Source organism: sulfur-oxidizing endosymbiont of Gigantopelta aegis (assembly GCF_016097415.1).
In the GTDB taxonomy this organism is placed as follows: domain Bacteria; phylum Pseudomonadota; class Gammaproteobacteria; order GRL18; family GRL18; genus GRL18.
Window position 1 is genome coordinate 1,623,945 of sequence record NZ_JAEHGE010000001.1, and the last position, 26,990, is coordinate 1,650,934.

Consider the following 26,990-nt stretch of genomic DNA (forward strand, 5'->3'; position numbering starts at 1 on the left):
AAATGAATAAAAACCAAAATACTACACCAGATTCGGGGCAATTTTCTAAGCCCAAAATCAGTGCTAAGAAGAGCTACTCACCTATATGGATTTTACCCATTGTTGCGCTATTGATTGGCCTGGCATTAATAGGTAAAAGCTATTTTAACGCGGGGATCATGATTACTCTTCAAGTGCCTACGGCAGAGGGGATTGAAGTAGGCAAAACCAAGGTTTTATACAAGGGAATTGTCACTGGGGTGGTTAAAAATAGAACTGTGACCGAAGATCTACAAAATGTCATTTTACATATTGAAATGGACAAAAGAACTGAACGAGTGCTCAACGTTAATGCAAAATTCTGGGTCGTAGAACCAAGGATTTCATTATCAGGTGTCTCTGGTCTGGATACCATTCTCAGCGGTCGCTACATTGCCATTGATACTGGCGACAAAGGTAAATCAAAGCAAGACTTTATTGCTTTGACCATACCACCACCGCCTTCATCAGATACACCGGGCTTACATATCAAATTGCGCCTCAATAGCTTGCAATCGATCGATCGAGGTACACAGATTTATTATCGCCAGATCCCCGTGGGTGAAGTGACTAATTATACCTTGGAAGAAGGTAATAGTGAGATACATGCCTGGGTTTTGATTAAGCCCGAATATGCTCGTTTGGTCAAAGAAAATTCCCGTTTTTATAATGTCAGTGGTGTGAAAATTGACGCGGGCTTATCCGGCGTGAAAATTGAAATGGAATCTATTGTGTCACTCTTGGCCGGAGGTATTGGATTTTATAACCCACAGGAGACTGAACAAGTTTCTCAGGCAAAAAAAGGCGCGTTCTTTTTATTATACAGTGATTTTGAAACTGCTAAGGTAGGGATTCCCATTGTTTTGCGCTTGAAAAATGTGGATACGCTACAGGAGAATGTGACCGAAATTAAGTTTCAAGGACATAAAATTGGTCGTATTGGTGAATTTGCTTATGATAAGCAGAGCAATGAAACTATCGTGCTTGCCTATATCGATCCTCTAATGGAAAACGCACTCAAAGAAGAAACCCAATTTTGGCTGGTTAAACCCAGCGTTAGCCTGCTAAAAATTTCAGGACTGGATGCCTTGTTAAATGGCAATTACATTCAAATGCGACCGGCACTAAAAGGGCAGGCAAAGCGAGAATTTAAAGTATTGGAGTCAAAGCCTTTATCGTCTAATAGCGTACCGGGTTTACATCTTGATATAGATGCTAATTTGTTGGGGTCAATCACTCAAAACTCACCCATTTATTTCAAAAATATTCAAATCGGTCATATCGAAGGATATAAACTCAGTGACGATAGCAAAACAGTACAATTAAGAGCATTTATTGAGCCTGACTATGCGAAGTTGGTTAAAAAACACAGCCGTTTTTATGATGTCAGTGGCTTTAATGTCTCAGGTGGTTTGTCTGGTATTAAGGTTGAAGTTGAATCATTGGTTTCGCTACTAAAAGGCGGCATTGCCTTATACACTCCAGAGCTTGAAAAAACACCAGAAAATAGCCGTAATGGCGACCGTTTTAAGCTTTACAAAAACTTTGAAGAGGCAAAAGTTGGCTTTGAAATTCACTTAATATTTGATTCTGCCAATGGTTTGGTGGCGGGTTCAACAAAAGTCATTTACAAAGGAATCGTATTAGGTGTTGTGCAAAAAATCACGCCCAATAAAGGCCGGCAAACAGTCACAGCACGGGTTGTTTTAGATCCGATAGCAGAGGATTCAATGCTGGAAGATACTCAATTTTGGATGGTTAAACCTAAGGTATCACTGGGTGAAATAGCAAATTTAGAAACCTTGATTAATGGTGACTATATTACCCTGAGAATTGGTGTCAGCAAGAAAAAGAAAAATAACTTCATCGTCTCGCAACGCAGGCCGCCTTTTAATGATAACTATCCAGGCCTGCATTTAAAATTGACCAGCACTCAATTAGGTTCAGTGAGTGTCGGCGCACCCGTTATGTTTAATCGTATTAAAATTGGTGATGTCCAATACTATGAATTGGCGCAAGATAGACAAAACATCAATATTCTAGTCCATATTTGGCCACAATATATGGATATTGTCAGGCAGGATTCTCGGTTTTATAATGCTTCAGGGGTGCAATTGGACGCGAATTTAGCTGGAATTAAAATACATACTGCGTCAATTGAAAGCATTTTAAGAGGTGGTATTGCTATTTACAATCCCCATCAAATAGCCTTCCATCACCAGAAAACACATAAGACAGCTAAGCATAAAAGCAAGGCGAAAAAAACTCAAAAAAAGCATAATGCCATCGCTAATGGCACTTTTTTTAATCTGTTTAATGATCTCAATGCGGCACGTTTAAATGCCTTTTATGTGCAAGTTCAATTTAAAAAATCCAAAGGCCTCGTCATTGGTAGCAAAGTGCAATATCGAGGCATCAGCGTCGGTGTGGTGGAAAATATTCGCCTTAATCAGCAAGATTCCGAATCCGTTATAGTGACTTTGGAATTGGATGATTTATTAAAATCAAAACTAGGTAATGACTCCCAATTTTGGATCAGAACCGCTAAACTGGGTTTGGCTAGAACAGAAAACTTGGATACTTTAGTTAAGGGTAGCTTTATTAGCATTAACCCAATTAAGCACAGCTCAGAAAAACCACTGAATAAATTCACGACGAGTAATTTGCCAGTTTTTATCGGCTTAGAAGAGCAACCACTGATTCATCAGACGGAGAATGGTTTTAATATCAGCCTGACCGCCTCACGATTGAGCTCTATTAAAACCGGTGATCCGGTATATTATCGTCAGGTAAAAGTGGGCGCTGTTGTGGGCTATGAACTGGCTGATACTGCTGATCAAATTCTTATTCATTTACGGATTCGTAATCGTTTTAAACCCTTGATACGAGAGAATAGCAAATTTTGGCATGCCAGTGGTGTGGCGTTTGATATCAGCTTATTTGGTACTTCAAAAATTAGAACTGAGTCTCTTGAGGCTATTTTAGCGGGCGGTATAGCCTTTGCTACACCGGATAATGACAAAATGGGGCAAATGCTCGCATCAGGCAGCTTCTTTGTGTTACACGATGAGCCGGATCCAAAGTGGACACAATGGAATCCCATCATCCATTTGGCCAAAGAAGTTCAGCAAGATTAATACTATTAAATAAAAGTGACAGGTAAAATTTTTATATGGATTTAAACTGGATTGCAATTTCACTCTCAGAAACTGGCTGGATAGTGGCTACTTTTTTTATGGGCTTACTCACCTATAAAATAGGCCTGCCCCCCATGCTGGGGTTTCTGGCAGTCGGCTTTATTTTCAAAGCCTTTGGTCTTGAAAGTACTCATGAGTTGCGTGAAATTGCTGACTTGGGTGTTACCTTGATGCTCTTCACTATTGGCCTTAAGCTCAATCTGAAAAGTCTTTTAAGAGTGCAAATCTGGGGCGTGGCATCGGCACACATGCTGATCACCATCATTATTTATGGTGGCTTGTTCTTTGCCCTCAGTTTCTCTGGCATATCAGCCTTTGCTGACATCGAAAACATCTGGAGCGCCTTATTAATTGCCTTTGCACTCAGTTTTTCCAGTACGGTATTTGCCGTCAAAGTGCTTGAGGGGAAAAATGAAATGGGTGCGCTTTATGCGCAAATTGCCATTGGCATACTCATTGTCCAGGATATTTTTGCAGTATTGTTTTTAACCGCATCGACGGGCAAAATCCCTTCGATTTGGGCTCTGGGTCTTTTGGGCTTACCCATGCTCAGACCTATTTTATACAAATTAATGGATCAGGTTGAACATGGTGAATTATTGGTTCTCTATAGCCTCTTATTAGCAGTGGGAGGCGCTGCATTATTTGAACTGGTGGGTATGAAGGCCGACTTGGGGGCCTTAATTTTCGGGGTGCTCATGGGGCAGCATCATAAAGCCGCCGAAGTCTCAAAAACACTCTATAACTTTAAAGATCTCTTTCTGGTCGGCTTCTTTGTTAATATTGGCCTTTCAGGGAGTCCGAGTATGGAAAACCTGCTTATCGCTGCCGCATTATCAGTATTGATGTTTGCCAAGGTCATACTTTTTTTCTGGTTATCGTTGAAAACACATTTACGTGCCAGAACCGCTTTTTTAACCTCCATTAGTCTGGCCAATTACTCAGAATTTGGCTTAATCGTCGGTGCTATTGGTGTCAGTAATGGCTGGATGAGTAATGACTGGTTGATCACCATCGCCATTGCTTTAGCGATGACTTTTGTTATTGCCTCACCACTGAATTCTATGGCGCATAAACTCTATGCGCGTTATTCGGTTTATCTACGTGGCTGTCAAACCGAAAAATGCCTGAGTGATGAACTACCTGTTGATGTCTCAGGTGCTAGCATACTCGTCTTTGGCATGGGACGTATCGGTACTGGGGTTTATGAGGATATTAACCTGCATTATCCCGATAAAGTGTTGGGCATAGACTTTGATACCGGTGTGTTCAATGAGCATAAAGATGATAGTCGAAATGTGGTCTATGCTGATGTGATGGATAAGGATTTTTGGAATAATATCAACCTTAATAGTATTAATATGGTATTTTTAAATTTACCTGATTTTGATAAAAATCTTTTTACCGTGAACCAGTTAAAAGAAAAAAACTTTAACGGACACATTGCCGCCATTGCCATGTATGATGATGAAATTACTCAGTTAAAAAATGCAGGAGCCGAGGAAGTTTATAATTTTTATTCTGAGGCGGGTATCGGTTTTGCAGAACACGTTCGCTATCGTTTGCTAGTACAAGAGCAGCAGGATAATGACTCTGGTGAAAAAAATGGTGAAAAAAAAGATGCTACAAAAGAATGACTAAGCAAGAATATCTGGAATTAATAAATTTTCCAGTTTGATGATCTCATCTTTTAAATGCAATTTATGTTTTTTTAAACGTGAAAGTTGCAATTGAGTATGGATGGTTTTGGGCATGTGATGAATAGCATCATCGAGATCGCGATGTTCTTGCTTGAGTTCATCTAATTTTTCACGTATTTTTTGTTTTTCGATTTCATTCATTGCTTTGCTCATTCATCGCTTGGCATTTATCCTAAAATAATCAGTTGAATCGTAGCGAGAGCGACTTAGGTGCTGAAGATTAAGGGTTTTACAGGTTATTTTGGCTTTATTCGTAGTCACCCTACGGGTGAAGTCAAAATATTCTGGAAAATCCTTAAGATTCAGTGCATAAGGCGGTCGCAGTAGGTTCAACTGATTATTTTAGGTTTATAGGTTAGGTATCTGTTTGACTCGATTATAAGTATTATAGATTACACTATTAAAATCAAGATTAAGTTTATAAGGACTATTATTATGATTAGCATTATGAGTAGAAGTAAGCGCATCAATCGTCTGGCAATCAGCACTTTGTTATTAGTGGCCTTGGGCAGTCTGATTGCTTGTTCCTCAAACCAGACTCGACTCTATGAGCGTTGGCATGATACGACTTATTCGGGAGAAAAATTAAGCAAAGTATTGGTGCTGGGGATTTTTAAAGACGATATCCAACGTCGCGCATTTGAAGATAATTTTATGAATGCTGTTAAGGCAGGTGGTAAGCAAGCGGTTGCAGGCTATACCCTGATGCCGGAAAAAGAAGATTTTGATAGCAAAGAAGATATTTTAGCCGCCGTCGCGAAAGTAGGTGCTGATGCAGTATTAATTACCAGCTTTAAAGGGGTGATTGAAAAACAACGTGAAGTCGCGCCTCGTGTTGATTATGTGCCGACTACTCGTGGTTTTTATGGTCGTGGTTATGGCGGCTATGGTGGTTATTATGGTGCAACTTATGACACAATTTATCGCCCTGGTTATACGATTACCGATACTATTGTGCAATTAGATACCCGTGTTTATGCAGTTGAAAATGAAAAATTGATTTGGGCAGGTAAAACCAAAAGCGTTAACGCTAGCTCCGCTAAGGAAATTACAGAAGAATTAGTGGGTTTGGTGGTTGATGACATGAAAAAGAGTGGCTTGATTAAGTAAATCAATATTTTGGTAAATCAATGTTTTGGTAAATCAATGTTTTGGTAATTCAATGCCGAAGACAGACTTAAAACATGAGTGATATTGGGGGAGAATATTTTGCAAAGCAAATTTGAAGTTGTTTATAAGGGCTTACAAGACGGCATATCGGATGATGAGTTTATTGCCAAGTTTTGTAGCAAATTTGGCATTAGTGAGTCTAAAGCTGAAAAAATAGTTGCCTCGAATGGTGACATTGTTGTCAAAAAAGATCTTGATGAAATCAAAGCTAAAAAATACCTGGCTGCATTTGAAGCCTGTGGCATGGTTGCGGTTATTAATGAAATAGCCGTAGAGGAAGACGAGGAAGAACTCAATGGTTTTTCCTTAGAACCCATGGGGAATGAGGAAGCAGAAGTCGAACAAACATCAGCTGAAATAATAACATGCCCTAAATGTGGTTCCCGTAATATCAAAGACGATCAATGTAATGACTGTGGTATTTATCTGTCAAAATATCAACAAAATATTCAGTCTAGCAGCGAGCAATCTAATAACGATGAATTCGAAGAGGCAGATGAAAAAACCGACGTAAGAAGCAATATAACAAGCGATGAAACAAATCCCTATGCCACACCAGAGGCTCCACTGGAAAGTATCAGCATCAATAAGGATGGCCAGGGAACACTGGAAGGCGGTATCAATGGTGACTACGAACTCCGTGTCGGTGATGTTTTTTCTGAAGCATGGGAAAAAAGCAAGGGTGCCAAGGGAAGCTTTCTATTAGCCTGGTTGCTATACATTATTGTGGCTGTTGTGGTGAATATCGGCCTTGCTTTTATCAGCCCTGATACTGAAATGCTGATGCAGCAAGGACGTTTTACTGAAGGTATGCTATGGTCTATTCTTCCAGGCATGATTACCATTCCTATTTTATATCCTATTTTAGCCGGTATTACCTTAATGGGACTGCATCGTGCTGTTGATGCAGAGATCAGTGGCACATCTGTTTTTAGTCACTATAACAAGATCATTCCTATCACTATATTGACTGCGGTAACAAGTGGTTTCGTCATGGTAGGTATGATGTTATTGGTTATTCCTGGTCTTTATTTGTTGTTTGCCTACATGATGGCTCTGGCATTGATGATGGATAGAGATATGGGGGTATGGGAGGCCCTAGAAACATCACGCAAGGCCATCACCAAACACTGGTTTAAAGTATTTTGGATATACTTTTTGATGTCTTTGCTGTTTATCGCCGCCTCTCTACCGATGATGATTGGCTTGATATGGGTGCTACCTTTAATGTCGATCATGCATGGCGTGATGTATAAAATCATGTTTGGAGTTGAGTCCGCCGAGTAAAAACTCTCCGTTTTCAGGTTCATTTCAGTTTCAGCGACTATACTTGCGGAATCAATGAGATAAACTAGGAAACAAAATGAAATTTACTCATCCTCGGCTGATAATTTATTCACTGACACTGCTATGGCTGGCACCTGTCCCAGCCTCTGCCGTATCAATGGATTTTGTGAAATTGCTGGATAACATTATTGCCCAGCAACCTGAGCAACAAGTACGTAAAGGTGTTCAGGAAGTTTATAATGCCAATAAAGAATTTTCTGATAGTTGGATTGCCGGTGATGTCGATTTAATTGTACATCACGAAAATGATAGCCTGACAGATAATGATAATTATCAGAACTGGCAGGTTGGGGTGGAATTTCCTTTATGGCTTCCCAGTCAGAAAAATGCCCAAAAGCAGATTGCCAATAGTTATGGTCAGGAAGCTACGGCACAACAAACCTATCTTCGCTGGTTAGCATCCGATACCTTGAGAAAACTGGTATGGCGTTTTCAAACAGCAAAAATCAAAGTAAATGCAGCACGCTCATCCTTGAAAAAAAGTCAGGACTTAGAGCATAAAGTGGCACAAAAAGTGAGTGCGGGTGAAAGCCCCCGAATTGATTTGTTGCTAGCAAAGAAGGCGGTACTGAAACAACAAAATCAACTGGTGCAAAAACAAAGCGCTCTGACCATTGCTCAGAATCTATTCCAAAAGTGGACACAGAGCCGTCAACTACCCAAAAACATCAAAGAACGCCCACTATCACCGATAGTGATGGAACAGCATCCTAAAATTGTCAAATTACTCTCCGGTTTGCAACTGTCACAAGCACAACTACAAAAAACACGGTCATTTAAGCAGGATAGCCCACGCTTATTTTTAGGCGCACAAAATGATAAGGATCGCAACAGCGAAAATTCGTCACTGATTTTTGAAGTATCAATTCCCCTAGGTATGAATCCTGCCTATTCTCCTAAGCTAGCAGCCGAAAAACGCAATATCTACGAACAACAGGCTATTGTGGATAGAGCAAAAATTCAACTTGAGCAGACTATTTTTAAAGCTCAGCAAACTCTGGCATCGGCAAAACAGGGTATTCATTTTTCCAAACAACAATATGATATTAGTCAACAAGCACTGCGCATGTCAGAAACAGCATACCAACTCGGTGAAACGAACATTCAGAATTTATTACTGGTTCAGCAACAAACCGCAGAAGCAAAATTGAACTATCAATTGATACAGGCTCGCTCTGGTCAGGCGATTGCAAATTTGAATCAAGTATCCGGACATATTTTAGAGGCACAGCAATAATGTTTAGTTTTAATCACAAGGCTTTTATTTTTAGAGCATGTTTATCAAGTAGCTTTATATTATTAGGGGCTGTCCAGTCGGTATCTGCTAAAAGCTTAACACTCAATGCTTCACAGCAGACAGCAATGGGACTCGCAACTGAAGTTGCCCAATCAGTCGATTTGATACCCAGTGCAATCTATCCTGCGCAGGCGGCTTTACCATTACAAACCTTGCGAATACTTTCAAGTCCTTTGTCAGGGCAAATTGTGAAACTCAATTTCGTCCATGGCTTAATAAAAAAGGGTCAGGTGATTGCTGAAATAGAAAGTCCTGAATTACTGCAAATGCAGGAAGACTTGTTAGCAACATTATCAGATTTAAAAATCTATCAACAAAATTTAACCCGTGCAAGAAAGCTCAATCAGAGCGGTGTTTCTTCGACCAAAAAATTACAGCAAGCATTGGCAGAAGTGAGTAAATCAAAATTAAAAAAAGCCCAATTAGAAAAGAGCTTATTATTTATTGGTATGGCCGATAGCGCTATCGAACAATTGAAAAAAACCAAGCAATTACAGCCAGCAAATCTGCAAATTAAATCACCCATTGACGGGCAACTATTTGACTTACAAGTGAGACTGGGTGAACGGGTAGAGAAAAATCAAACAATTATTTCCATGGGGGAAACCAATCCCATTATATTAGTCGTAAGAGTGCCGGTTGAATTGGCCAATGAGATAAAACCTCAACAACAAGTCTCTCTCATAGAAAAAAAATTAATGGGTAAAGTGCAGCATATTGATATGATGGTAGACGCCATGACCCAATCTGTTGATGTACATATTAAAGTACAAAATGATAATAATGCACTGCGCTCAGGGCAATTATTTAAAATTCGTTTTTTAGCAGAAAAAACAGCCCAAACCTATAAAGTATCAGCCAATGCCATTAGTCAATACGGTGGTAAAACCGTGATATTTGTACAGCAGAAAAAGGCGATTGAAGTGCTACCCATTCAGGTGGTGACTATTACCGACAAACAACTCTATTTTACCTTGCAAGGCAAAACCCCAGGGGCATTGACTACCTACATCAAAGGCTCAACGGCGATTAAAGCGGCCTTAGATGCCTCTAATGAGTCAGACGGTGAATAAGGGAGAAGACTATGTTAGCTAAAATATTACAGTTTTTCCTTATTCAGAGAACCATGGTTGTTCTCATGGTATTTGCTGTGCTTGCGGGCGGTTGGCAGGCATTTCAAAAAATACCCATTGATGCCTTTCCTGATGTTTCGCCTGCTCAGGTGAAAATGATTTTTAAAGCACCGGGCATGACGCCTTCAGAGGTTGAGCAACGTATTATTGCCCCCTTAGAATTAGAACTATTGGGTCTGCCCAATCAAAAAATCCTTCGCTCACTGGCAAAATATGGTATTGCAGATATTACTCTGGACTTCAGTGAAGGCACCGATATTTACTGGGCCAGACAATTGGTCTCAGAACGCCTTAATAATATGAGTTTGCCTCAGGGCGTTAGCGGTGGTATGGCACCTTTATCCACCCCGTTAAGTGATGTGTTTATGTTCACTATTGAGGGGGACAGCCTCAATAATATGCAAAAACGTGACCTGCTCGACTGGGTTATTCGTCCGGCATTGCGCTCAGTGCCAGGTGTTGCTGATGTGAATGTATTGGGTGGCTTGGTGAGAACCTTTGTGGTTAAACCTGACTATCAAAAATTACAAACTTTTCAAGTCAGTATCGATCAATTGATACAATCCTTACAGGCGAACAATAAAAATGATGGCGCAGGGCGTTTAAATCAGGGTGAAGAAGTACTGCTAGTCAGAACTCAGGGTAATTTACGCAATATTGCCGACATTGAACACATCGTTGTTGATTATAATAATAACGTCGCGATTACCATAAAAGACTTGGCAAAAGTTGAAATAGACTCCTTATACCGTAATGGTGCAGTAACCCAAAATGGTGAAAAAGAAGCCGTCGAAGGGCTAGTGATGGCACTCAAGGGGGCTAATGCCCGTGAAGTGGTCAGTGGTATTGAAACCCGTTTAGAGGAATTAAAGTCGGCATTCCCAAAAGATATTAGTATTTCCGTGTTTTATAACCGCAGTGACCTAGTGAATACCGCCATTTATGGCGTATCCAAATCATTGGCAGAAGCGGTTGTGTTGGTAATGGTGGTACTATTATTGTTTTTAGGTGATTTACGTGCTGCGATCACGGTGGCATTAATTCTGCCCTTAGCGGCCTTAATGACCTTTATTCTTATGCGCTGGTTTGGCCTGTCTGCTAACCTGATGTCGCTGGGTGGTTTAGCCATTGCGGTGGGTATGTTGGTTGATGCTGCGGTGGTCGTGGTGGAAAATATTGTTTCACACATGGAGCAAGATGCTCAAAAATCACAGGGTCAACTGCCTAAGATGCACATTATTTTTAGGGCGCTCAAAGAAGTCTCCGTACCAGTGATTTCCGGCATCTTAATCATCATGACTGTTTTCTTACCACTATTGACCCTGGAAGGTCTTGAAGGCAAGCTCTTTGTACCCGTGGCCTTGACTATTATCTTTGCTCTGGGCAGTTCATTGATCTTATCTCTGACCATTATTCCTACTCTAGCCTCTTTTATTCTAGGTAAGCCCGCACATCAAGAGCCCTGGTTGATTCGTCAACTGCTGGCAGTCTATGAGCCAGTGCTGAAGTGGAGTTTGAAACAAGATAAAATCATCGTGTCCGGTGCGGTGGTATCTTTGCTGGTTGCTGGTTTTGTTTATACTTTGGTGGGCAAAACCTTTATTCCACAGATGGATGAAGGCTATATTGTCATGCAAATAGAAAAAACACCCTCCATCAGTTTAAAAGAATCTAAAACCATGGATCTTTATATCCAAAAAGCAATCATGGCACAAGTACCAGAAGTGACCCGCATGGTTGGTCGTGTGGGTTCTGATGAAATTGGTATGGACCCAATGGGCCTCAATGATACTGACGTTTTCTTAATGCTAAAACCAAACTCAGAATGGCGTATGCAAAGCAAGGATGAACTCATTGCCGTGATTCGGGACATACTTGAAACACAATTTCCTGGCATCAACTACGCTTTCACCCAACCAATACAAATGCGTGTGGATGAAATGCTGACGGGAGCAAGAGGGGACTTGGCTATAAAAATCTTTGGCGACAATGCTGAAGAGCTAAACCATGTGGCCAAAGAAATGGTGGCCATGGTGAAAACTATTGAGGGTGCAGAAGATGTCAATACTCAGATGAATGAAGGTTTGCGTTATCTGCAATTGGAAGTCAATCGAGACATGGCAGGGCGTTTGGGTTTGACGGTCGATCAGGTAGAAGATATTCTACGTGCGCAAATCAATGGTTTGGAAATGGGTATTATCTATGAAGGTATTCGTCGTATACCTTTAATGTTACGAGCGCCAGAATCCTATAAAGCATCACGTTATGATATGTTGCAACAACCAATTACTGTGGCAACCCCAGAAGGTGTGAAGACTGTGATGTTGAATCAATTAGTAAATGCCAGTTCAACCGAAGGCCCAGTGTCAATCAAAAGAGAGCAAAGCAAACGTTTTTCTGTGGTGGTGGCCAATGTCAGTGGTAGAGACTTGGTGGGTTTTGTTGAAGAAGCCAAATTGAAGGCGCTGTCCTTAGATATCCCTGCAGGTTATTATTTTGAATGGGGTGGAAAATTTGAAAACCAGCAACGAGCGGCACAAAAACTTGCCATTGTTGTACCCGTTGCTCTGGTACTGATCTTCCTGATTCTCTTTAGTACCTTTGGTTCAATTCCTCAGGCTTTGATGGTATTGATTAACGTGCCTTTTGCACTGATTGGCGGCATTGTGGCACTCTGGCTAACGGGAGAATACCTCTCTGTGCCTGCATCAGTGGGCTTTATTGCCCTATTAGGTATCGCGGTACTCAATGGCGTGGTCATGATTACTTATTTTAATCAATTATTAGCACGGGGTATCAGTATCGGACAGGTAGTCATTGAAGGAGTCTTACGACGTCTCAGACCTGTATTAATGACGGCATCCATTGCAGCCTTGGGTCTTGTGCCTCTGGTCTTTGCCACTGGGCCTGGCTCAGAAATTCAAAGACCATTGGCAATCGTTGTGATCGGTGGACTCATCAGTTCAACCCTTCTGACCCTCTTGATTCTGCCTATTATCTTCAAACGCTTTGGTAAATATTCATAAAGGAAAGCTAGCTATGCAACGCTGTATTTTAAAACTCATACTAACCAATGAACTTTATGATGAAATGACGGATACTTTGCTCACTTTTCCGACGAGGGAGTTAGAATTTCTAGGGGTTTCTGTTCAGGCACATACAAAAATGCTTGCTGATATCAGTGAGCAGGTTTCAGGCTTTAAACAAAAAATGGTCATTGAAATAACGACCGATGAGCATGAAGCCAAGGCAATATTTCAATTTCTCAAAAATAATTTAACCGAAGCCAGTTTTGAAGGGCAGTTATTTCCTCTTTTGGAACTTTAAGAGGCTAGTTCAGAAATTATCCTTTTGAGTCCTGTTTTACCCAGAAAGTTGTATTAAGCTCTTTCGTTTTCTATACTTTAATGAAAATTGCAATAGAGCCTCTCAATAACACAATGAAAAATATAACTTTTAAGGATGTTTACAAATACACTGGAAAACTTTCGGTGTTATATGTAGAGGATGATGCTGAAATAAGGCAATCTACAGCGCTTTTGTTGACAGATTATTTTTCCACCGTTGATGTGGTCGCAGACGGCCATCAAGGACTCGCAAAATATCATGAAGAATTAACGACCAAGCCCTATGATATTGTTATCACTAATATCAATCTGCCAGGTTTAAGCGGCCTAGAAATGCTCAAGGCAATACGCTTTCGCAATGAAGAACAACAATTTGTTTTAATGACCTCACGTGATAAATGTGAAGCCTTTCTCGATGCTATTCGCACGGGCTTTAATTACTATTTACTCAAACCATTAAGCGTCGATGAACTCTCCAATGTACTTTACCATGTTGCGAAAAATATTCGCAAACAAAATCAAGCATTGGAACGATTGGTAACTGAAAAGCAACGCATAGAGCAAAATGAACGCTATCAAAAAGCTTTGTTGAGATGGTCAAATGTTGATTTTGAAAATACCGGGGAATCAATTAAAGAATTGACCAAGCTTGCTTCTCACACTCTCAATGTTTCACGAGTCAGTTTTTGGTTGTTTAATGCAGAGTGTACTGCAATGGTATGCGAAGACCTCTATATCCGGGAAACAGATACACATTCTCATGGTATGATTCTGGAAAAACACCACTTTCCGCGTTATTTTAAGGCACTCAATGAGCAAAGCATGCTGGTGATTAAGGATGCCAGAAAAGATGTGCGTACGTCGGAACTAAAAGATAATTACCTTGAGCCTTTAGGTATATTTTCCATGTTAAAAATTCCTATTTTACAAAATAAAGAATTTTTAGGTATTATTTGTCATGAAGCAATAGGGGCTAAACGCGATTGGAGTATAGAAGAGCAAGAGTTTGCGATGACTTTATCGAACAATATTGCGCTTTCTATAGAGATAAAAAAACGCTATGAAGTTCAGGCACAATTGGAAAACCAAAAAAATAAATTAGATTATGAAGTGCATCATGATCAATTAACCGACTTGCCCAATCGTGCTTTATTCATTGATCGTCTGGAACAGTCGATTATAAAGAACCATCGCCAGAATACCAAAGTGGCTCTTTTTTTTATTGATCTGGATCGCTTTAAAGAAATTAATGATTCTATGGGGCATGATGCGGGTGATTTAGTTTTAAAAGAACTTGCCAAACGGCTTGCTGCTCAAATACGAAAATCAGATACCCTGGCTCGATTAGGTGGTGATGAATTCACCATTATCTTAGATGATATTCAGGATCCGGATGTTGTTACCAATATTATTCAAAAGCTTTTAGCCTGTACTCAAGAAGCTTTTATTATTAATGGTAAAACACTCTTTGTCACGCTGAGTATTGGTATTAGTTTATTCCCTGATGATGGTATTGATGTAGACTCATTATTAAGAAATGCTGATGCGGCAATGTATAAAGCAAAAGACAATGGGCGTAATACTTATGAGTTTTATACGCTTGAAATGACCATTAATGCTGTTGAGCGAGTGATGATGGAAGCGAATCTTCGTCAGGCTATTGATAAACAGGAAATGTATTTGAATTATCAGCCACAGTACGATGCCACTTGTAATAAGCTTATTGGTATGGAAGCCTTAATTCGCTGGAAAAATAGAGATTATGGTATTATAGCACCGGATAAATTCATTCCCTTTGCTGAAGAAGTTGGATTAATCATTGGTATAGACCGCTGGGTGATGGAAACGTCAATGCAACAATTTTCTCAATGGTATAAAGATGACTTAAATCCAGGCGTACTATCACTTAACCTTGCCATGCAGCAATTGCAGGATAAAACCTTTATTCCTTTTCTTAGCTCTCTCTTAGAAAAATATAACTTTTCTAGTGACTGGTTAGAGCTTGAAATTACCGAGGGTCGCATTATGAAAGATCCAGAAGTAGCAATTAAGACGCTCTCTCGGGTGAAGGCTTTAGGGATAAGTCTGGCTATTGATGATTTTGGTACGGGCTATTCATCCTTATCTTATCTAAAGCGTTTGCCGATTGATACCTTGAAAATAGATCGAGCATTTATTATGGAATTGCCAGACAATGAAGAGGATGAGGCTATCTCAAAAGCTATTATTGCCTTGGCTAAGAGTTTGAATCTCAATTTGATCGCTGAAGGAGTTGAAACAATCGAACAAAAAAACTTCTTGGTTGAGCATGGCTGTGATTTGATTCAGGGCTATTATTATTCAAAACCCTTGTCTGATATTGATATGCAGGCACATCTCAAAACGCCTTTTATAGAAGGCCAACTCATAGATTAATTTTTTCGGCTAACGCTTTAAACCAGCCTTGGCGATGATTCGAGTGGCAATTTCTTCGATGGAACGATAAGTGGTATTAATGGTAGGGATGTTTTCTTGTCGATATAATTTCTTTATTCGACTCACCTCAAACTCACATTGTTTGATGGATGAATAGGTGCTATTGGCGTGTCGCTCCGTACGAATTTCCTGTAATCTAGGGGTATCAATTTCCAGGCCAAATAACTTGTTTTTAAATTGTGTTGCCCAAGGGGCTAATTCATATTTCTCTAAATCATCTTCGGTAATCGGGTAATTAGCCACCATAATGTCAAATTGCATGGCAAGATAGAGTGCCGTCGGTGTTTTTCCACTACGGGAAACACCGATAAGAATAATGTCAGCCTGATGGTATTGTTGAGTTGCTAAACCATCATCGGTATTTAAGGCAAAGTTAACCGCCTTAATTCTATGCTCATAGGCTTCTTTGTCATCAGCACCATGTTGTTTTCCGACGCGATGAGAAGAAATAGTGTTAAAGGTTTGCTCTAATGGTGATATAAATTGTTCAAAGACATCTAACATCACTGCATTGGACTGATGTAATAGGCTTTTAATGTCCGATTGAACAATGGTGGAAAAAATAATGGGCTTATTATTATTTTTCTGAGCAGAGTGATTAATGAGTTCCACTGCTGCAAGGGCTTTTTCTTTGGTGTCAATATAAGTCAGAGTCTGACTTATATAATCAATGGCATCAAATTGTGATAGCAAGGTTTGACCCAATAATTCGGCTGTAATACCTGTTTGATCGGAAATGTAAAAGATGCTTTGTTTCATTGTGATTTTTGTTTGCCCAGATAAAGCCAGGTTTGAACGACTGAATCGGGGGTGAGTGAAGTGCTACTGATCCCCTGTTTCGCTAACCAAGCGGCAAACTCCGGAAAATCTGAGGGGCCTTGGCCACAAATGCCGACATATTTATTGTGCTTACGGCAAGTCTCAATAACTCCTTTGAGTAGTTTTTTAATGGCTGGATTTTGTTCATTAAACAAGTGTGAAACTAAGCCTGAATCACGATCTAAGCCCAAGATTAATTGGGTCATATCATTGGAACCAATAGAAAAACCATCGAAGAACTCTAAAAACTCCTCAGCTAAAATAGCATTGGATGGTATTTCACACATCATAATAATTTTCAGTCCGTCCTTACCCCGTTGCAGGCCATTTTCTGCTAATAAATGCACAATGGTTTCGGCTTCTTCTAAAGTGCGTACAAAGGGAACCATTATCGTTAGGTTGTTGAAGTCCATATCATAATAGACTGTTTTTAAGGCTTTACATTCCAGTTCAAAACAGGCTCTAAAATCTTGGGAAATATAGCGGGAGGCACCACGAAAACCAAGCATGGGATTCTCTTCTTCCGGCTCATAACGAGAGCCGCCAAGCATATTGGCATATTCATTGGATTTAAAGTCAGATAGACGAATGATGACTTGCTTGGGAGCAAAGGCAGCACAAATTGTGCTAATACCTTCGATTAATTTATTCACATAAAAACTGACCGGATCCTTATAACCGGCAATTCGTAGCATGATGTCTTTTTGTATGTCGGGATTTTGCTGATTGAATTCCAGTAATGCCCTGGGATGAATGCCAATGGTATTATTGATAATAAATTCTAATCGTGCCAAACCTACGCCGTCATTGGGAATGGAGGAAAAATCAAAAGCTCGGCTGGGATTACCCACATTGAGCATCATTTTGTTGGCTAAAACCGGCATGTGCATATTATCAGAAGTGATAATCTCAAAATCGAGAATTCCTGAGTAGACATTGCCAGTATCACCTTCGGCACAGGAAACGGTGACATCTTGATCGGGCTTGATGACTTGAGTGGCATTACCACAGCCAACAATCGCCGGTATGCCTAATTCTCTGGCAATAATGGCCGCATGACAGGTTCGACCGCCGCGATTAGTCACAATGGCGGCAGCACGCTTCATGACAGGCTCCCAATCGGGATCGGTCATATCGGTGACTAAGACGTCTCCGGCTTGCACTTGATCCATGGCTGAAACATCATTGATCACCCGTGTTTTACCTGCGCCGATTTTTTTTCCAATAGCACGTCCGGTGAGTATTGGCTTGCGATTTTGAGAGAGCTGAGAGGGTTGAGAAGGCTGAGTGAGTTGGTAGCGTTGGGTCTGATGTACTTTTTCTTGGCTAGCAACAGTTTCAGGACGTGCCTGAACGATATAAAATTGTCCATGATGATCCAATGCCCATTCGATATCCATTGGGCGCTGATAGTGTTGTTCGATAATGACTGCCTGACGTGCCAGATCGTGCAATTGTTCATCATTAAGGCAAAACTGTTGTTGTAGGCTTTTTTCTACGGGGATGATTGTCGTTGTTTCATTGGCTTGCTCGCTATAAATCATTTTAATGGCTTTGCTGCCTAAGGTGCGACTGAGAATAGCAGGCTTATTATTTTTTAATGCGCTTTTATAAAGATAATATTCATCGGGATTCACCGAGCCTTGCACCACGGTTTCTCCCAGACCATAGGCGGCGGTAATAAATACCACCTCTTTGAAACCTGATTCGGTATCCAAAGTAAACATCACGCCACTGGCGCCGCGATCACTGCTGACCATTTGCTGAATGCCTGCAGAAAGAGCCACTTCGCTATGGGAAAAATTCTGATGAACACGATAGGCAATTGCACGGTCATTGTATAAAGAAGCATAGACTTCACGAATATAATGGAGCACTGCATCGATGCCACGAACGTTTAAATACGTTTCTTGTTGCCCAGCAAAAGAGGCATCTGGTAGATCTTCTGCTGTCGCTGAAGAGCGTACGGCAACGGAGAGTTGGTCATTATCCCAAGCGTTCATCTGCTCCCAGGCGGTTATGATGTCAGCTTGTAAATCTGCGGGTAGGGGCGCTTCAACTATCCATTGACGGATCATTGCCCCAGTTTTTTGCAAGCGTTCCACATCATCCACATCTAATTCATTGAGTATGGTCGTTATTTTTTGCTCTAGTGAATTGTGCTTGAGAAAACGTCGAAAGGCTTCTGCTGTGGTGGCAAAGCCATCGGGAACACGAATGCCCATTTGACTGAGTTGACTGATCATTTCACCGAGCGAAGCATTTTTGCCGCCCACTTGATCAACATCGGTATTTGCAAGCGCTTTAAACCAGATGATATTACTTGTCATAAGGAGGTCTCTTTGTTGCTGTTCTAAGATATAATTTTAGTATGGCACAGATTTTTGCTAATTCATTGAGGTAATTTCAGCTTCTGTTAAATAGCGCCATTCACCCTCACTCAATTGAGTATCTAAAGTAATTGCGCCGATGCTGACACGGTGCAGTGCTTCAACATGATTACCCACGGCAGCAAACATACGTTTTACCTGATGGTAGCGTCCTTCTTGAATGCTTAATAGTACCTTTTGATTAGATTGTATAACAAGCTGTGCGGGTAAAGTTGCTTTGAATTCATTTTTGAGTAATAGACCTTTTTTAAAGCGTTCAATAATATCGCGGCTAAGAGCAGCATTAAGTGTTTCAGCTAAATCAACCTGATATGTTTTTTGGCAGTTTCTTTTCGGGGAAGTAATGCGATGTGACCATTGACCATCATCGGTGATTAGCACTAATCCAGTCGTGTCTACGTCCAAGCGCCCGACTATATGCAGGCGATCAGGTTTATCGATATCAATGAGATTTAAAACCGAAGGGTGTAGTTCATCTTGAGTCGAACAAATATAGCCCAAGGGCTTATTCAACATCAGATAGCGATGCCCCAAAGTGACTATCGGTTCACCACAATAAAGTACCTGATCACTCATTTTAACTTTAAATGCGGTGTTTTTTATGCACTCAAGATTAACCGAAATCTGACCTGATGAAATCGCTTTTTTCGCTAAAGAGCGACTCAGGTTAGTATTCTGACCAAGGTATTTATCGAGTCTCATGGGAATATTTAATATACAAAGTTTAACCTAAATTAATTAGTTGAGCTGATGATGAGAAGTACAACGATAGCCAGCTTGTTTTGAAATAACTTTAATAAATAGCTGTTGTAAGATAAAATTGCTAGCATAAAAATCATTATTTTAGGTTTAACTGACTCCTTAATCGAACAATAGCATAGCAGATATGAAACAAACATTAAGAAAACTATTTTCATTTATTCTCAATTTTTTTGAAGCGGGTGATGATGAATTTGTTTATAAAAAATCACATCGCTATATTTTGCTGTTTATTGGCTGTATGTTTACTGGCATGGCGGGTGCGGTTGTTTATGTCGCAAAGGATGTTGACCTGAGCTATTTATTTTCAGCGCTTATCTTTGCTGCCATTGGCCTGACCAGTTTTCTGGTTGGTTTTTTGGGCAATGACCGAGCTGTAGCTAAAATATGGGGCTCTCGCTAACGTAAGAAGGGGTTAGTCAGCGCTTCATCTTTTAAACTACTGCCAGGACCATGTCCCGGAACAAATTGATAATCATCAGGCAAGGCAAAGAGCTTGTTTTTGATTGATGCAATTAAATCATCATGGTTGCCACGGGGGAAATCCGTGCGACCAATTCCTTGTTTAAACAATACATCACCGACCCAGACTGTCTTAGACGCATGATGCACGATCACTATGTGACCGGGCGTGTGTCCTGGTGTGTGTAAGATCTCAAAGGTTTCTTTGCCTAAAGTGAGCGTGTCCCCCTCATTGAGCCATTGATCAGGGGTAAAATTCTTCACCTTTGGGAAGTTAAACATCTCACATTGCTGCTGCAGAATATCCAACCAGAAGAAATCATCTTTATGTGGGCCAATAATGGGAATTTTCTTGGAAGTAGCGATTTCTTCTGTTCCCCCGACATGATCAAGATGTCCATGTGTGAGCCAGATTTGCTTTAAGTCCAGGTTGTTTTTACTCATGGCCTCGTATAAGAGCGGCACATCACCACCGGGATCAATTAAAGCCGCCTCATTGCTTTGGTCACACCAGAGCAATGTACAATTTTGTTGATAGGCAGTAACGGGTATGATTTGGAACTTTAACATCAGGTTTTATTCGCCTTTGTTTTTAAATAACGGGTTTTAAATAGCAGGTTTTGAGCCACTGCTCTTTAGTGCTTGTGCTTTCGGGGCTTTACCCGATTAGTTGCCTGAGCTTGCAAGGGATCATCAGGCCAATAATGTTTTTTGTATTTACCGCGTAATTCTTTTTTCACCTCATTATAAGTGTTTTTCCAAAAGCTCGCTAGATCGTGTGTGACTTGCATGGGACGTCGTGCCGGGGAGAGCAAATGCAATAAGAGTGGAAAACTATTTTTTAAGATAGCAGGCGTGCTTTGCAGGCCAAATAACTCTTGTAGGCGCACCGCCAATACGGGAGCATCAGGATCACTATAATCAATATTAATTTGGGAGCCACTGGGTACAGATATTTTTTCTGGTGCGAGTTCATTCAGCAATTGCATTGTGTTCCAGTCGATTTGACTGGATAAAATCGAGGTTAAATCTATGTGCTGTAATTTTTTAATACTATTCTCATTATTTAAATGGCCTTGTAACCATTGTGCTAGATGATTAAGTAAATAGCTTTCAGAAAAGTCGGGCAATTCAATGGTAGATAATAATGTCTTACTCTTGTCATTATGACTTTGCTGATGACGGACAAATTCAACGCGCTGTCTGAGGATATCAGCCTGTTTTGACCAAGGCAGGCAACTAAGACCAAGGCCTTTGATGCCTTGTAGTAGTGTTGACTGCATTTGCTCGACTTCAATAGAAGAGTCAAGTTGTTCTTTAAGTACCAAAGCCCCCAGCATGGACTTTTTAAGACAGGTGACTTTTTGCTCGGATTTGTCCCATGAAGCAATGCTACTTGTGTGTATCAAATCAGAAAAATAATGCTCTATCTGCGCTTGGCTAATACTGGCGGCAAGAAAAATACGTGCTTCTTTGGCTTGTTTATTCGTTTGTTCGTGTAAGCTTGGAATCACTAAAAAAGCTTCTCCTGATAATATTTCCTGTTGAGCGAAATATGCCCCCTTACTATTGCTCAGTAAATAGCGTGGCTCTTGCTGCTTGCTAAAAGTGTTGCGTAATTTAGCGATTCTATCAGGATAGGCAAAGCCGAGTAACACACCGATCATTTCACTATCGGCATATTGTGCCGATGCATTAGCGCTTAAATCTTGGCTAAGGCTGGCTTGAGAGACCCGTTGCTGTAGCTCTTTTGCCGTTTTTAAGATCTGTCGGCATTGCTGTGGCTTTACTTTTGAGTGAGCAGATGATTGTGAACGATTTCCCGCCATTTGCTGCAAAATCGCGACACGTTGTGCGATGTCGGAAGATTTTGTATCGACTAGAAAGTCTTTTTCTGTGAGTAAGGCGACCAATAAACAGCCCAAGTGGACTAAATTAAACTGTCGGGCTGTTAATAGCATATGTGCCAGACGCGGGTGGATACCTAAGCTGAGCATCGCCTGACCGTGTGGTGTGATTTGCCCGCTGGCACTGATGGCCTGTAAATTAAGCAATAAATCATGCGCCTGAGCAATAGCACCCGGTGGAGGGATATCCAGCCAGTTCAAATCATTAACATCCTGCACACCCCATTTTGCCAGTTCTAATAATACCGGGGCTAAATCGGAGCGTAAAATTTCAGCTTTTTGATATTTAGGCAAGCGCTTATGTTGCGCTTCACTCCAGAGTCTATAGCAGGTGCCTGGCCCCAGTCTGCCCGCACGGCCACTACGTTGTGCTGCTGAATCCTGAGCAATCATTGCAGTGTGCAGGGCATTCATGCCTGAACCGGGATTAAAAAAAGCTTCTTTTTGCAGACCTGAATCAATGACAACATTAATGCCTTCGATGGTTAAACTGGTTTCAGCGATATTGGTGGCGAGGACAATTTTTCTCTGCCCAGAAGGGGGTGGACTGATAGCCTGATCTTGTTGTTGTTTTGTTAAATCACCATAAAGGGGGCTGATATGAATATGCTTGTCTTCAGCGCTGAGTTCATGGTGCAAAGCTTGCTCTAATTGCTTAATTTCCCTGACTCCGGGGAGAAAAATCAAAATATTGCCCGTATGTTGTGCCAATGCTGCAATGGTTTGTTGGCTCAGTTGCGCAATGAGCTGAATATTCTTTTTATAGCGACTCAGCGGGGTTTGCTGAGCGGTAATATGCGCCTGATGAATGACATTAACCGGATAAGTCCGACCCTGACTACTGACCAATGGTGCATTTAATAATTCAAGTAAAGCCTGAGTGTTGAGCGTCGCCGACATGACGAGGATTTTTAATTGCTCATTCAAATACTCCTGACTTTGCAGACAAAAGGCGAGTGAGAGATCCGCATGAATATTACGCTCATGGAATTCATCAAAAATAACCAGTGCAATGCCTTTTAGCTCCGGATCGGCTTGCAATTTACGGGTTAAAATTCCCTCCGTAACGACGAGAATTTTGGTTTTCTTACTGAAACAGCGATCTTGGCGAATTTGATAACCCACCGTTTCACCTACTTTTTCGCCTAGCAAATGAGCCATACGAGCTGCAGAACTGCGCGTAGCCAGACGGCGGGGTTCGAGCATAATAATCTGCTGATCCTTTAACCAGGGCTGATCTAATAAAGCCAAAGGCACTAGGGTTGTTTTACCCGCACCGGGAGGTGCTTGTAAAACAAGGCGATTGCTTTGTAAAAGGTGTTTTTGAATCTCTGGTATGACCTGAGTGACGGGAAGTTTTGGCATGGATACTATTATATCGAATTTTAATAACTATTCACTCTCGAAATTTTCAGTTAAAATAACTTCTTTTTAAATAAAATCAGAGAAGAATCACCATGCAACTTGGCATAGAACTGGCGTTAATGGGAATTGGGACGGTATTTACTTTTTTAGTTCTACTGATTTTTGTTACCTCCATGATGTCCAAAGCAGTGACAGCCATGGAAAAGCGAACATCACCACCCGCTGTGACTATGGGTAAGCCTCTTGACGCAGGCACAGGGCAGAAACTCTCTGATGAAATGTTAGCCACTATAATCACTGCCGCCGTAAAACAGTATCGTGCGAAAGGCTAATGTTTAATATACCGGTCTTACTTGAGCGACTTAATTTTTTATCCAATAATATGGCAATATGAAATAAAATATGAGTAAAAACAACCCACTAGGAATTACCGATGTCGTGCTACGTGATGCCCACCAATCCCTGTTGGCCACCCGAATGCGCATTGATGATATGCTACCTATCGCTGAAAAGCTGGATCAAATTGGCTATTGGTCGGTTGAGTCTTGGGGCGGTGCGACATTTGACGCCTGTATTCGTTATCTGGGTGAAGATCCTTGGGAAAGAATTCGTAAAATTAAAGAAGTGATGCCCAATACCCCTCAGCAAATGCTTTTTCGTGGGCAAAATATTCTCGGCTATCGCCATTATGCTGATGATGTGGTGAAAACCTTTGTCGAACGTGCGGCAATTAATGGTGTCGATGTGTTTCGTGTCTTTGATGCGATGAATGACCCGCGTAACTTTGAAACAGCAATCAAGGCCGTTATAGATAATGGCAAACATGCTCAGGGCACGCTGTCTTATACTACCAGTCCGGTGCATACTTTAGATGTCTGGCTTAATCTTGCACGGCAATTACAAAACATGGGTGCGCATTCGATTTGTATTAAGGATATGGCGGGCCTGCTGAAACCTTATGATGCCTTTGAATTAGTCTCACGACTGAAAAAGGATCTGGATATTCCCATTCATCTGCATTGCCATGCTACCACTGGCCTGTCTACAGCTACCTTGCTTAAAGCCATAGAAGCCGGTATTGATAATGTTGATACGGCTATTTCTTCCATGAGTGCAACCTATGGCCACTCGGCCACGGAAACAGTTGTGGCGATGCTAGAAGGTCAAGAGCGAGACACTGGACTGAAACTTACCCAATTAGAAGAAGTGGCTTCTTATTTTCGTACCATACGCAAAAAATATGCAAAATTTGAAGGGGCGCTTAAAGGCATTGATGCGCGTATTTTAGTCGCTCAAGTGCCCGGTGGTATGCTCACCAATATGGAAAATCAATTACGCGAGCAGGGCGCTGAAGACAAGATGGATCAAGTCTTGAAAGAAATCCCCCGGGTGCGTAAAGAACTGGGTTATATTCCCTTGGTCACACCCACCTCACAAATTGTTGGCACTCAGGCCGTGCTCAACGTGCTGTCAGGTGAACGTTATAAAACCGTCACTAAAGAAACCACCGGCATCCTTAAAGGTGAATACGGTGCTGCGCCTGCAAAGTTAGATGCAGATTTACAAACTAAAATCCTAAAGGGTGAAAAAGTCATTACTTGTAGACCGGCTGATAATATTGAGCCGGAAATAGATTCCTTAAGTCAGGAGCTTAGAGATATCGCTTCGAAGCAAGAGCTCAAACTGGCGGCCAATGAAATTGATGATATTTTGACTTACGCTTTATTCCCACAAGTTGCTCTTAAATTTTTTGAGAATCGTAATAATCCAGATGCTTTTGAGCCTGCTCCTATGGCTATTAATACAGAGGATAATGGCAATAATACTTATACTGTTAGCGTTGACGGGAAAAATTATGTCGTTGAAGTCAATGAAGGTGGCGATATCACCAAAGGGCCTGTGGCTTCAGGCGTAGCCACTACCAATGCCCCTCAGGAAACAGTTATTGCAAATGGTGGCGGTGAACCTATTCCTGCGCCATTAAGTGGCCAGATTTTCAAAGTACCCGTGACTCAGGGGCAGCAGGTGGCCGAAGGTGATGTCATTATTATTCTGGAAGCCATGAAAATGGAAACTGAAATTCGTGCCAGCAAGTCCGGACAAATCACCGAATTATGCGTTAAAGAAGGTGATAATGTGAACGTTGGTGATTCTTTAGTTAAAATGGCTTATCAATAAATGGATAATTTAATACGAATTTGGGAAAGCTCAGGACTTTATAATATGACCATCGGGCAGGCATTTATGATTGCTGTCGGGTTATTATTATTGTTTTTGGCGATTAATAAAAAGTTTGAACCGCTATTACTAGTCCCTATTGGCTTTGGTGCGATTTTATCCAATATTCCAATGGCAGGTTTGTCAGAGTCCGCTTCATTTCAGGCCTATAATAAAGCCCTGACGTATGAAGAACTTGTACTTGATGACTATCTTGAGGATAGGCTTGAAGGCAATGAAGTGGCGAATATTAGTCGCTATATCGATTTGCCTCTGAGCGTTCAAAACGAGAATAATTTTAAATCGGCAGAATTATCACGCAATATTCGCTCAGCCATGGGCGATAGTTTGGCTGTGTGTGAAAACGGCCTCTTGTGTAAAGAGGCCTATTATGAAGTTAAACATAATGATGTAAAAAAAGCCTTTGAATTGGATGAAGTGGCTCGTCAATTCAGCTTTGCTGACGGTATATTGTATTTATTTTATTCCATCGGCCTTGCTAGTGGTGTGTTCCCCTTGCTGATCTTTATGGGCGTGGGTGCGATGACTGACTTTGGCCCCTTATTAGCCAATCCAAAAACCTTATTATTAGGTGCCGCCGCTCAGGTAGGTATTTTTGTGACCCTATTAGGTGCGTTGGCATTAGGCTTTACTGGGGGAGAGGCCGCAGCAATTGCAATTATTGGTGGTGCAGATGGCCCCACCGCTATTTATGTGACCGCCAAATTAGCGCCCGACTTATTAGGTGCTATTGCGGTGGCAGCCTATTCCTACATGGCTCTGGTGCCATTGATACAACCGCCGATTATGCGCTTCTTAACGACGGAAGAAGAACGCAAACGCAGCATGACCCAACTACGTCATGTATCACCCACCGAAAAAATTATTTTCCCCGTACTCTTATTGCTTTTAGTCGGACTTGTTTTGCCGGAAGCAACACCCTTATTAGGTATGTTTTGTTTTGGTACGCTGATGCGTGAATGTGGAGTGGTGGATCGTTTGAGTCAAACCACTCAAAATGCCATGATTAATATGGTAACCATTTTTCTTGGTCTTTCCGTGGGTTCAAAACTACAGGCGGGGCAGTTTCTGCAAATTGATACTCTGAAAATTTTACTTTTAGGCGTGATTGCCTTTGCTATCGGTACGGCCTGTGGCGTGTTAATGGCGAAGCTCATGCACAAGTTTACCAAAGAAAATATTAATCCTCTGATTGGTTCTGCCGGTGTTTCTGCTGTGCCAATGGCTGCCCGAGTGTCTAATAAAGTGGGACTTGAAGCGAATCCGCATAACTTCTTATTAATGCATGCCATGGGCCCTAATGTGGCCGGTGTGATTGGCTCAGCTGTGGCAGCCGGAGTGTTATTAAAATACTTTGGCTCTTGAA

At 41.2% G+C, this 26,990-nt stretch carries 19 protein-coding genes; 13 read left to right on the forward strand and 6 right to left on the reverse strand.

Translation table 11 applies throughout. From position 1 onward, the window contains the following. Positions 1 to 2 precede the first annotated feature (2 nt). Both JEU79_RS08240 and JEU79_RS08245 read left to right on the forward strand, forming a co-directional pair. Entirely contained in the window at positions 3 to 3,155 is a 3,153-nt protein-coding gene (locus JEU79_RS08240) for a PqiB family protein (RefSeq protein WP_198263720.1), read from the forward strand. A gap of 35 nt (positions 3,156 to 3,190) precedes the next feature. Then, positions 3,191 to 4,852, forward strand: a complete 1,662-nt coding sequence (locus JEU79_RS08245; RefSeq protein WP_198263721.1) for a cation:proton antiporter family protein — start codon at positions 3,191 to 3,193, stop codon at positions 4,850 to 4,852. On the opposite strand, the gene JEU79_RS08250 is transcribed toward JEU79_RS08245, so the two are convergent. Next, positions 4,853 to 5,068 (reverse strand): YdcH family protein, encoded by a 216-nt coding sequence (locus JEU79_RS08250; protein ID WP_246540118.1) that lies wholly within the window; start codon positions 5,066 to 5,068, stop codon positions 4,853 to 4,855. It abuts the gene before it with no gap. A 294-nt stretch (positions 5,069 to 5,362) separates the two neighbouring features. Here JEU79_RS08250 and JEU79_RS08255 point away from each other — a divergent pair, with 294 nt between their 5' ends. From JEU79_RS08255 to JEU79_RS08285, 7 genes are all read left to right on the forward strand, one after another. Beyond that, positions 5,363 to 6,025 (forward strand): hypothetical protein, encoded by a 663-nt coding sequence (locus tag JEU79_RS08255; RefSeq protein WP_198263722.1) that lies wholly within the window; start codon positions 5,363 to 5,365, stop codon positions 6,023 to 6,025. Positions 6,026 to 6,124: 99 nt separating this feature from the next. Beyond that, on the forward strand, positions 6,125 to 7,372 hold the full coding sequence (locus JEU79_RS08260) for a DUF2189 domain-containing protein (RefSeq protein ID WP_198263723.1): 1,248 nt from the start codon (positions 6,125 to 6,127) through the stop codon (positions 7,370 to 7,372). Positions 7,373 to 7,448: 76 nt separating this feature from the next. After that, positions 7,449 to 8,669: a TolC family protein gene (locus JEU79_RS08265; protein WP_198263724.1), complete on the forward strand. Its 1,221-nt coding sequence runs from the start codon at positions 7,449 to 7,451 to the stop codon at positions 8,667 to 8,669. Positions 8,670 to 8,794: 125 nt separating this feature from the next. Further along, complete coding sequence (locus JEU79_RS08270; RefSeq protein WP_198263725.1) at positions 8,795 to 9,802, forward strand: efflux RND transporter periplasmic adaptor subunit; 1,008 nt, start codon at positions 8,795 to 8,797, stop codon at positions 9,800 to 9,802. Between the two features lie 11 nt (positions 9,803 to 9,813). Continuing rightward, entirely contained in the window at positions 9,814 to 12,888 is a 3,075-nt protein-coding gene (locus JEU79_RS08275; RefSeq protein ID WP_198263726.1) for an efflux RND transporter permease subunit, read from the forward strand. 13 nt (positions 12,889 to 12,901) lie between these two features. Continuing rightward, entirely contained in the window at positions 12,902 to 13,189 is a 288-nt protein-coding gene (locus JEU79_RS08280; RefSeq protein ID WP_198263727.1) for a DUF3240 family protein, read from the forward strand. 113 nt (positions 13,190 to 13,302) lie between these two features. Continuing rightward, on the forward strand, positions 13,303 to 15,624 hold the full coding sequence (locus JEU79_RS08285) for an EAL domain-containing protein (RefSeq protein WP_198263728.1): 2,322 nt from the start codon (positions 13,303 to 13,305) through the stop codon (positions 15,622 to 15,624). Positions 15,625 to 15,633: 9 nt separating this feature from the next. Here the strand turns inward: JEU79_RS08285 and ppsR are convergent, their stop codons facing one another. The 3 genes from ppsR to rsuA are packed head-to-tail and all read right to left on the reverse strand — an operon-like array spanning position 15,634 to position 19,595. Then, positions 15,634 to 16,443 (reverse strand): posphoenolpyruvate synthetase regulatory kinase/phosphorylase PpsR, encoded by an 810-nt coding sequence (gene ppsR, locus JEU79_RS08290; RefSeq protein WP_198263729.1) that lies wholly within the window; start codon positions 16,441 to 16,443, stop codon positions 15,634 to 15,636. Beyond that, positions 16,440 to 18,833: a phosphoenolpyruvate synthase gene (gene ppsA, locus JEU79_RS08295; protein WP_198263730.1), complete on the reverse strand. Its 2,394-nt coding sequence runs from the start codon at positions 18,831 to 18,833 to the stop codon at positions 16,440 to 16,442. The genes ppsR and ppsA overlap by 4 nt, the downstream gene beginning before the upstream one ends. 57 nt (positions 18,834 to 18,890) lie before the next feature. After that, positions 18,891 to 19,595 carry a 16S rRNA pseudouridine(516) synthase RsuA gene (gene rsuA / locus JEU79_RS08300; protein WP_198263731.1) on the reverse strand — a complete coding sequence of 235 codons (705 nt, stop codon included), beginning with the start codon at positions 19,593 to 19,595 and terminating at the stop codon, positions 18,891 to 18,893. A gap of 184 nt (positions 19,596 to 19,779) precedes the next feature. Here rsuA and JEU79_RS08305 point away from each other — a divergent pair, with 184 nt between their 5' ends. Next, positions 19,780 to 20,055 (forward strand): hypothetical protein, encoded by a 276-nt coding sequence (locus JEU79_RS08305; protein WP_198263732.1) that lies wholly within the window; start codon positions 19,780 to 19,782, stop codon positions 20,053 to 20,055. Here the strand turns inward: JEU79_RS08305 and JEU79_RS08310 are convergent. Beyond that, positions 20,052 to 20,684: an MBL fold metallo-hydrolase gene (locus JEU79_RS08310; RefSeq protein ID WP_198263733.1), complete on the reverse strand. Its 633-nt coding sequence runs from the start codon at positions 20,682 to 20,684 to the stop codon at positions 20,052 to 20,054. The two genes, JEU79_RS08305 and JEU79_RS08310, sit on opposite strands and share 4 nt — an antisense overlap. A gap of 65 nt (positions 20,685 to 20,749) precedes the next feature. Further along, positions 20,750 to 23,386, reverse strand: a complete 2,637-nt coding sequence (hrpB, locus tag JEU79_RS08315) for an ATP-dependent helicase HrpB (RefSeq protein WP_198263734.1) — start codon at positions 23,384 to 23,386, stop codon at positions 20,750 to 20,752. Between the two features lie 92 nt (positions 23,387 to 23,478). Here hrpB and JEU79_RS08320 point away from each other — a divergent pair, with 92 nt between their 5' ends. The 3 genes from JEU79_RS08320 (at position 23,479) to JEU79_RS08330 (ending at position 26,989) form a co-directional block, all read left to right on the forward strand. Then, positions 23,479 to 23,718 carry an OadG family protein gene (locus tag JEU79_RS08320; protein ID WP_198263735.1) on the forward strand — a complete coding sequence of 80 codons (240 nt, stop codon included), beginning with the start codon at positions 23,479 to 23,481 and terminating at the stop codon, positions 23,716 to 23,718. A 70-nt stretch (positions 23,719 to 23,788) separates the two neighbouring features. Then, the gene (oadA, locus tag JEU79_RS08325) at positions 23,789 to 25,564 is read left to right on the forward strand and encodes a sodium-extruding oxaloacetate decarboxylase subunit alpha (protein ID WP_198263736.1); all 1,776 of its coding nucleotides are present in this window, start codon (positions 23,789 to 23,791) and stop codon (positions 25,562 to 25,564) included. Positions 25,565 to 25,609: 45 nt separating this feature from the next. Further along, on the forward strand, positions 25,610 to 26,989 hold the full coding sequence (locus tag JEU79_RS08330) for a sodium ion-translocating decarboxylase subunit beta (RefSeq protein WP_425511167.1): 1,380 nt from the start codon (positions 25,610 to 25,612) through the stop codon (positions 26,987 to 26,989). Position 26,990 lies beyond the last annotated feature (1 nt).